This is a genomic window from Pseudomonas sp. H3(2019) (genome assembly GCF_007713465.1).
Taxonomy (GTDB): Bacteria; Pseudomonadota; Gammaproteobacteria; order Pseudomonadales; family Pseudomonadaceae; genus Aquipseudomonas.
Genome location: NZ_VMSG01000003.1, coordinates 66,122 through 79,692, shown reverse-complemented (window position 1 = coordinate 79,692; position 13,571 = coordinate 66,122). Strand labels below are relative to the sequence as shown.

The 13,571-nt window shown below is 60.7% G+C and carries 10 protein-coding genes; 4 read left to right on the top strand and 6 right to left on the bottom strand.

Annotation, left to right across the window (positions count from 1 at the left end; all coding sequences use genetic code 11):
* Window positions 1–49: 49 nt before the first annotated feature.
* From pyk to gcl, 5 genes are all read right to left on the bottom strand, one after another.
* Window positions 50–1,465 (bottom strand): pyruvate kinase, encoded by a 1,416-nt coding sequence (pyk, locus tag FPT12_RS04455; RefSeq protein WP_145014828.1) that lies wholly within the window; start codon window positions 1,463–1,465, stop codon window positions 50–52.
* The gene (locus tag FPT12_RS04450) at window positions 1,455–2,735 is read right to left on the bottom strand and encodes a glycerate kinase (protein WP_145014827.1); all 1,281 of its coding nucleotides are present in this window, start codon (window positions 2,733–2,735) and stop codon (window positions 1,455–1,457) included. The genes pyk and FPT12_RS04450 overlap by 11 nt, the downstream gene beginning before the upstream one ends.
* A gap of 155 nt (window positions 2,736–2,890) precedes the next feature.
* Window positions 2,891–3,781 carry a 2-hydroxy-3-oxopropionate reductase gene (locus FPT12_RS04445; protein ID WP_145014826.1) on the bottom strand — a complete coding sequence of 297 codons (891 nt, stop codon included), beginning with the start codon at window positions 3,779–3,781 and terminating at the stop codon, window positions 2,891–2,893.
* A gap of 74 nt (window positions 3,782–3,855) precedes the next feature.
* Window positions 3,856–4,638, bottom strand: coding sequence for a hydroxypyruvate isomerase (gene hyi / locus FPT12_RS04440; protein WP_145014825.1), 783 nt, complete (start codon window positions 4,636–4,638; stop codon window positions 3,856–3,858).
* A gap of 127 nt (window positions 4,639–4,765) precedes the next feature.
* Complete coding sequence (gcl, locus tag FPT12_RS04435; protein WP_019692337.1) at window positions 4,766–6,541, bottom strand: glyoxylate carboligase; 1,776 nt, start codon at window positions 6,539–6,541, stop codon at window positions 4,766–4,768.
* Between the two features lie 268 nt (window positions 6,542–6,809).
* On the opposite strand from gcl, the gene FPT12_RS04430 reads away from it, so the two are divergent.
* Together FPT12_RS04430 and FPT12_RS04425 are read left to right on the top strand one after the other, a co-directional pair.
* Window positions 6,810–7,250 (top strand): heme-binding protein, encoded by a 441-nt coding sequence (locus tag FPT12_RS04430; RefSeq protein WP_145014824.1) that lies wholly within the window; start codon window positions 6,810–6,812, stop codon window positions 7,248–7,250.
* 103 nt (window positions 7,251–7,353) lie between these two features.
* Window positions 7,354–8,421: an alpha/beta hydrolase gene (locus FPT12_RS04425; RefSeq protein WP_145014823.1), complete on the top strand. Its 1,068-nt coding sequence runs from the start codon at window positions 7,354–7,356 to the stop codon at window positions 8,419–8,421.
* Between the two features lie 73 nt (window positions 8,422–8,494).
* On the opposite strand, the gene FPT12_RS04420 is transcribed toward FPT12_RS04425, so the two are convergent.
* Complete coding sequence (locus tag FPT12_RS04420; protein ID WP_145014822.1) at window positions 8,495–9,100, bottom strand: TetR/AcrR family transcriptional regulator; 606 nt, start codon at window positions 9,098–9,100, stop codon at window positions 8,495–8,497.
* A gap of 261 nt (window positions 9,101–9,361) precedes the next feature.
* On the opposite strand from FPT12_RS04420, the gene FPT12_RS04415 reads away from it, so the two are divergent.
* Both FPT12_RS04415 and FPT12_RS04410 read left to right on the top strand, forming a co-directional pair.
* The gene (locus tag FPT12_RS04415) at window positions 9,362–10,489 is read left to right on the top strand and encodes an efflux RND transporter periplasmic adaptor subunit (protein ID WP_145014821.1); all 1,128 of its coding nucleotides are present in this window, start codon (window positions 9,362–9,364) and stop codon (window positions 10,487–10,489) included.
* A 13-nt stretch (window positions 10,490–10,502) separates the two neighbouring features.
* Complete coding sequence (locus FPT12_RS04410; protein WP_145015002.1) at window positions 10,503–13,568, top strand: efflux RND transporter permease subunit; 3,066 nt, start codon at window positions 10,503–10,505, stop codon at window positions 13,566–13,568.
* Window positions 13,569–13,571 lie beyond the last annotated feature (3 nt).

Below are 13,571 nucleotides of genomic sequence, written 5' to 3'. Positions count from 1 at the left end.
TCCCGGGCTGCATTCCCACGCAGAGCATGGGAACGATCATCGTGGGAGGTTAGATCAACGTCTCGATGCGCAACGAGTTAGTGGATCCCGGCTGACCGAAAGGCACACCCGCAGTGATCAACAACGTGTCGCCGCGCTTGGCCATGCCTTGCGCCTGGGCGATTTCCAGTGCGGTGGAGCACACCTCGTCGACCTGCCGCAATCGATCGTTAACCACCGAATGCACGCCCCACGCCACGCTCAAGCGCCGCGCGGTTTGCAGGTTCGGCGTCAGGTTGAGGATCGGCACCGCTGGCCGTTCCCGCGCCGCACGCAAACTCGAACTGCCGGACTCGCTGTAGTTCACCAACACCGCTACTGGAAGGATGTTGCTGATCCGGCGGATCGCGCAGCTGATAGCGTCAGAGGTCGTGGCTTCGGCTTTAGGTCGGCTGACGTCCAGTTGCGCTTTATAATCCGGGCCGCTTTCGACCTGACGGATGATCTTGCTCATCATCTGCACCGCTTCGAGCGGGTAATCGCCAGAAGCGGTTTCCGCCGACAACATCACTGCGTCAGCACCTTCTGCTACAGCATTGGCAACGTCGGTTACCTCGGCCCGTGTCGGCGCCGGGGAGAAGCGCATGGACTCAAGCATCTGGGTCGCCACCACCACCGGTTTGCCGAGCTGGCGGCAGGTGCTGATGATGTCTTTCTGGATCTGCGGCACGCTCTCGGCCGGCACTTCCACGCCCAGATCACCACGGGCAACCATGATCGCGTCGCTCAGTTCGGCGATTTCGCATAGCTGTTCAACGGCCGACGGCTTCTCGATTTTCGCCATCAAAAAGGCTTTGTTGCCGATCAGCGCGCGCGCTTCACGAATGTCTTCAGGACGCTGCACGAATGACAGCGCGACCCAATCGACACCCAGCTCCAGACCGAAACTCAGGTCGCGACGATCCTTGGCGGTCAGCGGACTGAGGTCGAGCACCGCTTGCGGCACGTTGACGCCTTTGCGGTCCGACAGTTCGCCGCCGTTGAGCACCGTGGTGTCGATGGCATCGGCGTACTTGGTCACCACCCGCAAACGCAGTTTGCCGTCGTCCAGCAACAGGTCCATGCCGGGCTTCAGCGCGGCGATGATTTCCGGGTGCGGCAGGTTGACCCGTCGCTCGTCACCCGGCGTGGCATCGAGGTCCAGGCGCAGGGCCTGACCGCGTACCAGTTGCACCTTGCCCTCGGCAAACTGGCCGACCCGCAGCTTCGGGCCTTGCAGGTCCATCAGAATGCCCAGCGGGTAATTGAGTTGGCGCTCGACTTCGCGGATCCACTGGTAGCGCTGGGCGTGGTCGGCGTGATCGCCGTGGCTGAAGTTCAGGCGAAAGATATTCACCCCGGCTTGCACCAGCTCGCGGATGTCATCGATCCCGTCAGTGGCCGGGCCAAGGGTGGCGAGGATTTTGACTTTTTTATCAGGCGTCATGTTCAGGGCTCTCGAGGATCAGGATGGCGCGGAAGTCGTTGACGTTGGTGCGCGTCGGCTCGGTGACGATCAGCCCGTCGAGCGCTGCGAAATAGCCATAGCCATTGTTGTTGTCCAACTCGTCGCTGGCGCTCAGACCGAGAGCCGTGGCGCGGGCGTAGCTGTCCGGGGTCATGATTGCGCCGGCGTTGTCTTCGGAGCCGTCGATGCCATCGGTATCACCGGCCAGCGCGTAGACGCCGGGCAGGCCTTTGAGGCTATCGGTCAGGCTCAGCAGGAACTCGGCGTTGCGTCCGCCACGGCCATTGCCGCGCACGGTGACGGTGGTTTCGCCGCCGGAGAGAATCACGCAGGGCGCCGCCAACGGCTGGCCGTGCAGTACCACCTGGCGGGCGATGCCAGCGTGGACTTTCGCTACTTCGCGGGATTCGCCTTCCAGATCGCCGAGGATCAACGGGCTGAAACCGGCCTGGCGGGCTTTCACCGCTGCCGCTTCCAGGGATTGCTGCGGTCGGGCGATCAACTGGAAATGGCTGCGGGCCAGACTCGGATCACCTGGCTTTACGGTTTCCGATTCAGGGCTTTGCAACCAACTGCGCACCGAAGCCGGAACCTCGATCGCATAGCGCTTGAGGATTGCCAGGGCTTCGGCCGAAGTGCTCGGGTCGGCCACGGTCGGGCCGGATGCAATCACGGTGGCGAGGTCACCCGGGACATCGGAAATCGCGTAGGTATAAACCGTCGCAGGCCAGCAGGCTTTACCGAGGCGGCCACCCTTGATCGCCGAGAGGTGCTTGCGCACGCAGTTCATCTCGCCGATGGTCGCGCCGGATCTGAGCAGGGCTTTGTTGATCGCCTGTTTGTCGGCCAGAGTGATGCCGGCTGCGGGCAGCGCCAGCAGGGCCGAACCGCCGCCCGAGAGCAGGAAGATCACCCGGTCGTCTTCGCTCAGGTTACTGACCAGTTCCAGCACCCGTTTGGCCACAGCCAGACCGGCTGCATCAGGCACCGGGTGGGCGGCTTCGACCACTTCGATTTTTTCGCAAGGGGCGCCGTGACCATAGCGGGTGACCACCAGGCCAGACACTTCACCCTGCCAGCAGCGCTCGACCACCTGGGCCATGGCGGCGGCGGCTTTGCCGGCACCAATAACGATCACCCGACCGCTGCGATCTTTCGGTAAATAAGCTTCGAGGACATGCTGCGGATGGGCCGCGTCGATGGCTGTGGCAAACAGCTCGCGCAGGAATTGTTGCGGATCGACCGACATGGCGGGCTCCCGGTTTTATTGTTTTGGTTTAGAGCTGTGTAAAACGTAGCGAGCGAAGGCAAGACAAGGCGAAAACAGGTGAGTAAGCGGAGTTGACGTTAGTCAATGAGCATTACGAACCTGTTTTCAACGCAGTATTGCCGAGCGCAGTAGTTTTACTTATCGCGAATCGAGAAGTTCGCCATGTGTTCCAACCCCTTGATCAGCGCCGAGTGGTCCCAATTGCTGCCACCGATGGCCGCGCAGGTGCTGAACACTTGCTGGGTGCCGGCGGTGTTGGGCAGGTTGATGCCCAGCTCGCGCGCACCGGCCAGCGCCAGGTTGAGGTCCTTCTGGTGCAGGCTGATGCGGAAGCCTGGATCGAAGGTACCTTTGATCATGCGCTCGCCGTGCACTTCAAGGATCTTCGACGAAGCGAAACCGCCCATCAGTGCTTCACGCACCTTGGCGGGATCAGCACCGTTTTTCGAGGCAAACAGCAGGGCTTCGGCCACGGCCTGGATGTTCAGCGCAACGATGATCTGGTTGGCCACTTTGGCGGTTTGACCGTCGCCATTGCCACCGACCAGGGTGATGTTCTTGCCCATGCTCTGGAACAGCGGCAGTGCACGTTCGAAAGCATCGCTGTCGCCACCGACCATGATGCTCAGGGTCGCGGCTTTGGCACCGACTTCACCACCGGACACCGGAGCGTCGAGGTATTGCGCGCCTTTTTCGTTGATCTTCGCTGCGAAGGCTTTGGTCGCGGTCGGCGAGATCGAGCTCATGTCGATGACCACTTTGCCTTTGCCAACACCGGCGGCGACGCCGTCGGCACGGAACAGCACGTCATCGACCTGCGGGGTATCCGGCACCATGATGATGATGAACTCGGCTTCCTGAGCGACTTCTTTCGGACTCGCCAGAGCGACCGCGCCGCCAGCGACCAGGTCAGCTGGAGCGGGGTCGTGGTGTGCCGACAGGAACAGGCTGTGACCGGCTTTCTGCAGGTTCAACGCCATTGGGTGGCCCATGATGCCGGTGCCGATAAATCCGATTTTAGCCATGAGAAAATCCTCTTGTTTTTATGATCGTTCCTACGCGCCGCAAAGGAATGCAGCCATTGACGCTCTGCGTCGCTTTAGATGGCGTTATGGGTTTTCAACCAACCCAAACCCGCTTCAGTGGTGGTCAGCGGTTTGTATTCACAACCGACCCAGCCCTGGTAACCGATGCGGTCCAGGTGTTCGAACAGGAAGCGGTAGTTGATTTCACCGGTGCCCGGCTCGTTGCGGCCCGGGTTGTCGGCCAGTTGAATGTGGTTGATCTCGTCCAGATGCGTGGCCATGGTGCGGGCCAGGTCGCCCTCCATGATTTGCATGTGGTAGATGTCGTACTGCAGGAACAGGTTGGCACTGCCCACTTGTTCGCGAATCGACAGTGCCTGGGCGGTGTTGTTCAGGTAGAAGCCCGGGATGTCGCGGGTATTGATGGCTTCCATCACCAGTTTGATGCCCACCGCTTGCAGCTTGTCGGCGGCATATTTGAGATTGGCGACAAAAGTCTTTTCCACGGTGGCATCGTCGACGCCTTGTGGGCGGATACCGGCCAGGCAGTTGATTTGGGTGTTGCCCAGAACCTGTGCATAAGCGATCGCCAGATCGACGCCGGCGCGGAACTCTTCCACGCGATCCGGATGACAGGCGATCCCGCGTTCACCCTTGGCCCAGTCACCGGCCGGCAGGTTGAACAGCACTTGGGTCAGACCGTTGGCATCCAGTTGAGCCTTGATGTCGGCGGAGCTGAAATCGTAAGGGAACAGGTATTCGACACCACTGAAGCCGGCCTTGGCGGCCGCTTCAAAGCGGGCAAGAAAATCCTGCTCGGTAAACAGCATGGACAGGTTGGCTGCGAAACGCGGCATGGTGGTCTCCCGTTAAAGTTCTCGTTCCCACGCTCTGCGTGGGATTGCTTCATTGGACGCTCAGCGTCCGCTGGTGGGACGCGGAGCGTCCCGGGCTGCATTCCCACGCAGAGCGTGGGAACGATCATCAGTCGAGCAACGAAATCGCCGTCGGTGCGTCGCTGCCGACCAGCGCCAGGTCTTCGAATTCGTTGACGGCGTTGATCTCGGTGCCCATGGAAATGTTGGTCACGCGCTCCAGGATGATCTCGACGATCACCGGAACCTTGAACTCCTCGATCAGCTCCTCGGCCTTGCGCAGGGCAGGGGCGATGCCCGCCGGCTCAAATACGCGCAAGGCCTTGCAACCCAAACCTTCGGCAACCGCGACGTGGTCCACCCCGTAACCATTGAGCTCCGGTGCGTTGAGGTTGTCGAAGGACAGCTGTACACAGTAATCCATGTCGAAACCGCGCTGCGCCTGACGGATCAGCCCCAGGTACGAGTTGTTCACCACCACGTGGATGTACGGCAGTTTGAACTGCGCGCCCACTGCCAGCTCTTCGATCATGAACTGGAAGTCGTAGTCGCCCGAGAGTGCCACGACCTTGCGGCTCGGGTCAGCCTTGACCACCCCCAGCGCTGCCGGAATGGTCCAGCCCAGAGGGCCGGCCTGACCGCAGTTGATCCAGTGACGCGGTTTGTAGACGTGCAGGAACTGCGCGCCGGCAATCTGCGACAGACCGATGGTGCTGACGTAGCAGGTGTCTTTGCCGAACACCTGGTTCATCTCTTCGTAAACGCGCTGCGGCTTGACCGGTACGTTGTCGAAGTGAGTCTTGCGGTGCAGGCTGGCCTTGCGCTGCTGGCAGTCTTGCAACCAGGCGCTACGGTCCTTCAGTTTGCCGGCGGCTTTCCACTCGCGGGCGACTTCGATGAACATTTTCAGTGCCAGGCCAGCGTCGGAAACGATGCCTTGATCCGGAGTGAACACGCGGCCGATCTGGGTCGGTTCGATGTCGACGTGAATGAATTTGCGGCCTTCGGTGTACACCTCGACCGAACCGGTGTGACGGTTGGCCCAACGGTTACCCACGCCCAGCACCACATCGGATTTGAGCATCGTCGCGTTGCCATAACGGTGCGAAGTCTGCAGGCCAACCATGCCGACCATCAGCGGGTGATCGTCCGGAATCGTGCCCCAACCCATCAGGGTCGGGATAACCGGAATACCGGTCAGCTCGGCGAATTCCACCAACAGGTCGCTGGCATCGGCGTTGATGATGCCGCCGCCGGCTACCAGCAATGGACGTTCAGCCTGATCGAGCATGGCCAGGGCTTTCTCGACTTGCTTGCGGGTTGCCGCTGGCTTGGCCAAGGGCAGTGGTTCGTAGGCGTCGATGTCGAATTCGATTTCAGCCATCTGCACGTCGAACGGCAGGTCGATCAGCACCGGGCCTGGGCGGCCGGAGCGCATTTCATAGAAGGCTTTCTGGAACGCGTAAGGCACCTGGCCCGGCTCCAGAACGGTGGTTGCCCATTTGGTCACCGGTTTGACGATGCTGGTGATGTCGACGGCCTGGAAGTCTTCCTTGTGCATGCGGGCGCGGGGGGCTTGCCCGGTGATGCAAAGAATCGGGATCGAGTCGGCCGAGGCGCTGTAGAGCCCGGTGACCATGTCGGTACCGGCAGGGCCGGAAGTGCCGATGCACACGCCGATGTTGCCGGCCTTGGTGCGGGTGTAACCCTCGGCCATGTGCGAGGCGCCTTCAACGTGGCGAGCGAGGACGTGATCGATGCCGCCGACCTTTTGCAGGGCGGAGTACAGCGGGTTGATTGCAGCGCCCGGAATGCCAAAAGCGGTATCAACCCCTTCACGGCGCATCACCAGAACGGCGGCTTCGATTGCTCTCATTTTGCTCATTGTTTTGTGCCTCTTTACGTTTTGTAATTGTATACAAGTGGCTTTGCGCAGAGTGTATTCACGGCGGACGGCGCAGGTCAATCCATTTTCTCAAGCGGCTGTTTCATTCGTCGGAGGGCCATAAACACTGTGGTGTTTCGTCGAGTGAGCCGTATTTCGATAATTATTGTATACAAATAAGTAGCTCATTGTGTTCTATTTGTCGTGTCGGGCTTCTCAACAAACAGAGCCCAAAAGGCTTTCCCATAACAAGATAAGGACGGCACCCATGAGCGCTTTAACCTTGAAAGTCGCAGTCAGCCTGACCAATCGGGCTATCGTTGCGGGGCGCAAGATCGCTGCGGCACCGCTGACCATTGCAGTACTCGATGCGGGCGGGCATTTGTTGAGCCTGCAACGCGAAGACGGCGCGAGCCTGCTTCGCCCGCAAATCGCCATCGGCAAAGCCTGGGGCGCGATCGCGCTGGGCAAGGGCTCGCGGCTATTGGCGCTGGACGCGCAACAGCGCCCGGCGTTTATCGCCGCGTTGAACAGCCTGGGGCAGGGCAGCGTCGTACCCGCGCCGGGCGGGGTGCTGATTCGTGATCAGGACGGGGTTGTGCTGGGGGCCATCGGCATCAGCGGCGACACTTCGGACATCGACGAGCAATGCGCGATCAGCGCCATCGAGGAACAGGGGTTGCGGGCGGATGCGGGTGTCAGTGCTTGACCTGAAGTAAGCCGATATCGTCTGTTAAAGGATAGCGGTGACGAGAGAGGGTGACGTCTATAGACTGTCGCCCCCTCTCGTTCTGTATCAAGGAAGATCCCGCGTGAAAGCGCTTTTTGGTATTACCCTGTCTACGATTCTGGCTCTAGGCATTTCTTCTGCGCACGCCGAAACGCTGGATGCCGATGACATTGCTTTTCAGGCGCTAAGTCCGGTTGTCACCGCGTTGCTCAACAGCGAAGACGCTGACGAATTAATGGTTAGAGCCGAGAAACTCGAATCCACGGATACCCTGCAGGCTATCGCCGTTTACCTGGCTGCCACCCGTGAAGACCACGAGCAAATACTGGCGCCTTATCAAGTGGCGGCGCTATTTGCCCGACGCGGGGATGACAAGCTGGCGGAGCGCTTTTTGAAGGAGGCCGATGATCGAGGCCTGTGGTTCGGTCCGCAGCTGGCGGGTGACGAAGACTTTGCCGATCTGCGTCAGACGTCAACCTTCAAGAGCGTGTTGGCCAACGCCCAGCAGCGTTACGCAAAGATTGCCAAAGGCAAGGTCGGCGCGATTTCGGTGTTGAATCCTCCTGAAACTATCCCCGTTCCGGCGGCTTGTCGCCCCGTGTTGGTATGGCTGCATGGTTACGGCGTCAACGGTGAGGTGGATGAGAGTTATCAGCCGCTCGCCGACACCGGGGCAATTGTGTTGGGGATCAACGGCACGGAAATGATCAACGCTGTCGACAGCTTTCGCTGGATCGGTCCAGGTTTCGAAGGAACACATAAAGCGGTACAGAACGGCCTGAAAGAACTGGCCGCGCAACAATGTATCGACCGCAAGCGTGTTTATTTGATGGGGTTCTCTCAGGGCTCTCAGCATGCCGGCGCGCTGTTGGCACAGCATCCTGAGGATTACGCCGGAGCGTTGCTGTTGTCACCCGGCGGTAATCAGCCGACGCCTACGGTGAGCAAGGCTCGTGGGAAAAAGATTTACGTAATCAACGGGAAAATGGAAGGGCCGGGTAATCAGCAGATGAGTGCCGATTTCCGCAAACTGTTCAGTGAAGGAAACGAGGTCAAGTCCACCACCCATGACGGAGGACACCGCTTCCCAGAGGACTGGAGAACATCACTACCGCTGGCGTTGCGTTGGATGATGGGCACTGAAACCTAAGATCAACAAATCGCAGGCTTCGCCAGCTCCTTGCCGAACGCGTTGGAGCTGCCGCGGAGATGCGATCTCTTGATCAGTCCGGCTCGCAGCCCTTGAGCACCAACCGAATGATGGTCTGCGCGGCCGCTTCGTAGTCGCTTTCATCCAGCTTGGCCTTGCCGGTGACGGCGGAGATCTGCCAGTCGAAGTCGGCGTAGGTCTGGGTCGCGGCCCAGATGCTGAACATCAGGTGGTTGGGGTCGATCGGGGCGATCTGGCCGCGATCGATCCAGGTCTGGATGCAGTCGATGTTGTGCTTGGCCTGGGCGTTGAGCTGTTCGACCAGGTCGACGCTCAGGTGCGGCGCACCGTGCATGATTTCGCTGGCAAACACCTTGGACGCGAACGGCAGGTCGCGGGAGATGCGAATCTTCGAGCGAATGTAGCCGCTGAGCACTTCGCTCGGCACGCCGTCCGCGTTGAACGGCGTCGAGGCCTGGAGAATCGGCTCGATGATGCTTTCCAGGACCTCGCGGTAGAGGTTTTCCTTGGATTTGAAGTAGTAATAGACGTTGGGCTTGGGCAACCCCGCCTTGGCCGCGATGTCACTGGTTTTGGTCGCAGCGAAGCCTTTGTCGGCAAATTCTTCACTGGCGGCACGCAGGATCAGTTCTTTATTGCGCTCGCGGATAGTGCTCATAAACCAGGTGATTCCTTGCCGATACTGGCGGTTGCGCATGGTAGCACCGGCCTCGCGCAGCGCTCAAGAATGCCGCCTGCTGCCCCTCGTCGTTTGCGCCTGTCTCAGGGCTGAACAAACGGCTGGATGGGCGAGTGAATGGCAGGCGCACTGCTAAAGTTCAAGTGAGCGATCAGGCCTTTTGGCCATTTCTTGTGTAAACGGCCCGGCATTCACTTCGCATCGTTGCGTTTGGTGTTCAGTCCGTTTGAGTGAGAAACCGTGGTGAGGAGCAGGCGAGGCAAATGTGCTCTGCTGATCGGGGCTGTGCTGCTGGTGTTGTTGGCCGCCGCCCTGTGGTTTTACCGCGAGAGCGGACAACGCAAAGGCAAGCCGCCAACACCTGCCGAGCCGGTGGCAGTTGCGGCGGTGACCTTGCAGGATGTGCCGGTGTACATCGACGCCCTGGGGACGGTCACGCCCACCCGCAGTGTGACCGTGATAACGCAGGTCAACGGCATTCTTGCCTCGGTCGAATTCGAGGAAGGCCAGCAGGTGCGCAAGGGCCAGGTCATCGCGCGGATCGACGACCGGGCGCTGAAGGCGCAACTGGCGGTGGCCAGAGGCACGCTGGCTCACGATCAAGCGCTGTTGAGTAATGCCCAGCGTGATCTGGCGCGTTTTCGCGAACTGATCAAAATCGGTTCCACCAGCCAGCAAACCCTCGACACCCAGGCGTCCCTGGTGCAGCAGCAACAAGGCACGGTCGCCGCCGATCAAGGCAGTGTGCAGAACCTCGAAGTCCAGTTGAGTTACTGCACTATTACCTCGCCGGTCGATGGCGTGGTGGGTTTGCGGCTGGTCGATCCGGGCAACTACGTGACCACTGCCACGACCACGGGCATTGCGCTGATTACCCAGATGCGCCCGGCGACGGTGGTGTTCGCGGTGCCCGAGGATGATCTGGCGGCGATCCATCAGGCGATGGCCAAAGGGCCGGTGACAGTGCTCGCCTACGACCGCAACAAGCACGGTCTGCTGGGCACCGGCAGCCTGCTGGCGCTGGATAACCAGGTGGATACCAGCACGGGCACGATCAAGGTCAAGGCGCAGTTCGACGATTCCGGCAATGCGTTGTTCCCCAACCAGTTCGTCAACGCCCGGCTCAAGGCCGACACGCTGAGTCAGGTGCCGGTGACACCGACCACGGCGATTCAACATGGCAGCAAAGGTGACTTCGTGTTCGTGGTCAACGGCGACAAGGCCAGCCTGCGCAACATCAAGGCCGGCCCGGCAATGGGCGACGTCACGGCGATTCTCGATAACGGCCTCAAACCCGGCGAACAAGTGATCACCGAGGGTGCGGACAAGCTCGATGATGGCTCGCCGGTGAAGGTCGTTGCCCAATGAACAGCCGCCCGCCATGAACGTCTCGCGGCCCTTTATCGAGCGGCCGGTCGCCACCACACTGTTAATGGTGGCGGTGTTGCTGCTGGGGATGCTGGGTTATCACTTGCTGTCGGTGTCGGCGCTGCCCGAGGTCGATTACCCGACTATTCAGGTGTTTACCCAATACACCGGCGCCAGTCCGCAGGTGGTCAGCTCGTCGATCACTGCGCCACTGGAGCGCCAGCTCGGCGAGATGCCGGGGCTCAAATCGATGAGCTCCACCAGCTCCGACGGCGCTTCGGTGATTACCCTGCAATTTGATCTGGCGTTGTCGCTGGATATCGCCGAACAAGAGGTGCAAGCGGCCATCAACGCCGCCGGGACGTTCTTGCCGACGAACCTGCCGTACCCGCCGGTGTACAGCAAGGTCAACCCGGCAGACGCGCCGGTGCTGACCCTGTCACTGACCTCCGACGTGTTGCCCCTGACCAAAATCGAAGACCTTGCCGACACTCGACTGGCACAGAAAATCTCACAGATCACCGGTGTTGGTCTGGTCACCATCAGCGGCGGCCAACGCCCGGCGGTGCGGGTTCAGGCCAATACCTCGGCGCTGAACAACCTGGGCCTGTCATTGGAGGAACTGCGCACGGCGCTGGGCAATGCCAACGTCAATCAGGCCAAAGGCAACATCGACGGCAAGTTCCAGGCGTACTCGATTGGCGGCAACGATCAGTTGCAGTCGGCCGATGACTATAACGAGCTGGTGATCGCCTATAAAAACGGCGCACCGATTCGCCTGGCGCAAATCGCCAGTTCCATTCAGGGGCCGGAGAATCCGCGTCAGGCGGCGTGGACCAACAGCACGCCCTCGATTCTGCTGAACATCCAGCGCCAGCCCGGGGCCAACGTGATCGATGTGGTGGACCGGGTTCAGGGACTGCTGCCCAAGCTGCGCGCCAGTCTGCCGGGGACGTTGAAAGTCGCCGTGCTCACCGACCGCACCCAGACCATCCGCGCCTCGGTCACCGACGTGCAGTACGAGCTGGGTGTGGCGGTGGTGCTGGTGGTGCTGGTGATTTTCCTGTTTCTGCGAAAAATCCCGGCGACGGTAATTCCCGCCGTCACGGTGCCGCTGGCCCTGATTGGCACGCTGGCGGTGGCCTACGCCTTGGGGTTTTCCCTGAACAACCTGACGCTGATGGCGCTGACCATCGCTATCGGTTTTGTGGTCGATGACGCCATCGTGATGATCGAAAACATCACGCGCTACATCGAGGCCGGAGAGCCGCCCTTGCAGGCCGCGCTCAAGGGCTCGGCGCAAATCGGCTTCACCATCATTTCGCTGTCGGTGGCGCTGATTGCGGTGATGATCCCGCTGCTGTTCATGGGCGATGTGGTGGGCCGGTTGTTTCGCGAGTTCGCCATGACCGTGGCGGTGACCATCATTATCTCGGCGCTGATCTCACTGACCCTGATACCGATGATGTGCGCGCGGATGCTCAAGCCCCGGCAGCAGGAGCGACGGGTCGATTTTTTCGACCGGATCAATGGTCACTACCTGCGGGGGCTGGACTGGGTGCTGGAACACCAGGTCCTGACGCTGATCTCGGTGGTGTGTACCGCGTTGCTGACCCTGTTGATAATTGTGGTGATGCCCAAGGGTTTTTTCCCCGAGCAGGACACCGGACTGATTCAGGGCATCTCCCAGGCCTCGCCGACCATTTCGTTCCAGCAGATGCAGCTCGAGCAGCAGCGACTGGCCGCGAGGATTCTGCGCGATCCGGCGGTCGAAAGCCTGTCGTCCTTTGTCGGCATCGACCAGACCAACCCGACGATCAATCAGGGCAACCTGCTGATCAACCTCAAACCTCGCGGCGTGCGCGACAGCAGTGCGGCGGTGATCCGCAGGCTGTCGGATGCGAACAGCGATGACGCCGGCATTCGTCTGTACCTGCACGCGGTGCAGGATTTGACCCTGGATGCCACGGTGTCGACCACCAGCTATCGACTTGGCCTGCAAGCCACCGAGCCGGAGGTGCTGGCGCTGTGGACCGGCAAGCTGCTGACGGCGCTCAAGCACGACCCGATGTTCACCGATGTGCAAAGCCAGGCGCTGCAGTTCGGCAATCAGATCCAGCTGACCTTCGACCGCGCTACCGCTTCGCGCCTGGGCATTACGCCGCAAGCCATCGACGATGTGCTGTACGACGCCTTCGGCCAGCGTCAGGTGTCGACCCTCTACACCCAGCTCAATCAATATCATGTGGTGCTGGCCACCGATCATCCGCCGCACAATCTGGCCGATCTGCTCACCGGCCTTTACGTGAACATTCCGGCTGGCGGGGTGGCGCCGCTGTCGAGCATGGCCAGCATGCAAGTGGTGCGCACGCCGATCACCATCAACCGACTCGGACAGTTTCCCTACGCTGACGTGTCATTCAATCTCGCACCCGGCCAGTCCCTCGGCGCAGCGGTGAACCGGCTCAAGGACGTGGAGTCGCAACTCGGTTTGCCGTTGACGGTGCAAGCGTCGCTGGAAGGCGCGGCGGCGACCTTCGAGTCGTCATTGTCCAACCAGGTGTTTCTGGTGATCGCGGCGATTGTCGTGGTGTACCTGATGCTGGGGATTCTCTACGAAAGCTTCGTGCACCCGGTGACGATCCTCTCGACCCTGCTGTCGGCAGCGCTGGGCGCGTTGCTGGCACTGCTGATCACCGGCACGCAGTTCGACATCATTGGCCTGATCGGCATCGTGCTGCTGATCGGCATCGTCATGAAGAACGGCATCATGATGGTCGACTTCGCCCTGGAGCTGGAGCGCAAGGGCGGTTTGAGCCCGCAGGCGGCGATCCGGCAGGCGGCCGAACTGCGTTTCCGGCCAATTCTGATGACCAGCATGGCCTCGCTGTTCGGTGCGGTGCCATTGGCCCTGGGCACCGGGATCGGCTCCGAGCTGCGGCATCCGCTGGGGATTACGATTATCGGCGGGCTGCTGCTCAGCCAATTGCTGACGCTGTTCTCCACACCGGTGATTTTCCTCGCCATGCATAAACTGGAACGCCGCTTCAGTCGGCGACCTCCGGTCGTTGAAGGCTGACGG

Bases quoted from the DNA above. Each gene is read 5' to 3' on its own strand.
- pyk (WP_145014828.1), bottom strand. From the start codon at position 1,465: ATGACGCCTGATAAAAAAGTCAAAATCCTCGCCACCCTTGGCCCGGCC.
- FPT12_RS04450 (WP_145014827.1), bottom strand. From the start codon at position 2,735: ATGTCGGTCGATCCGCAACAATTCCTGCGCGAGCTGTTTGCCACAGCC.
- FPT12_RS04445 (WP_145014826.1), bottom strand. From the start codon at position 3,781: ATGGCTAAAATCGGATTTATCGGCACCGGCATCATGGGCCACCCAATG.
- hyi (WP_145014825.1), bottom strand. From the start codon at position 4,638: ATGCCGCGTTTCGCAGCCAACCTGTCCATGCTGTTTACCGAGCAGGAT.
- gcl (WP_019692337.1), bottom strand. From the start codon at position 6,541: ATGAGCAAAATGAGAGCAATCGAAGCCGCCGTTCTGGTGATGCGCCGT.
- FPT12_RS04430 (WP_145014824.1), top strand. From the start codon at position 6,810: ATGAGCGCTTTAACCTTGAAAGTCGCAGTCAGCCTGACCAATCGGGCT.
- FPT12_RS04420 (WP_145014822.1), bottom strand. From the start codon at position 9,100: ATGAGCACTATCCGCGAGCGCAATAAAGAACTGATCCTGCGTGCCGCC.
- FPT12_RS04410 (WP_145015002.1), top strand. From the start codon at position 10,503: ATGAACGTCTCGCGGCCCTTTATCGAGCGGCCGGTCGCCACCACACTG.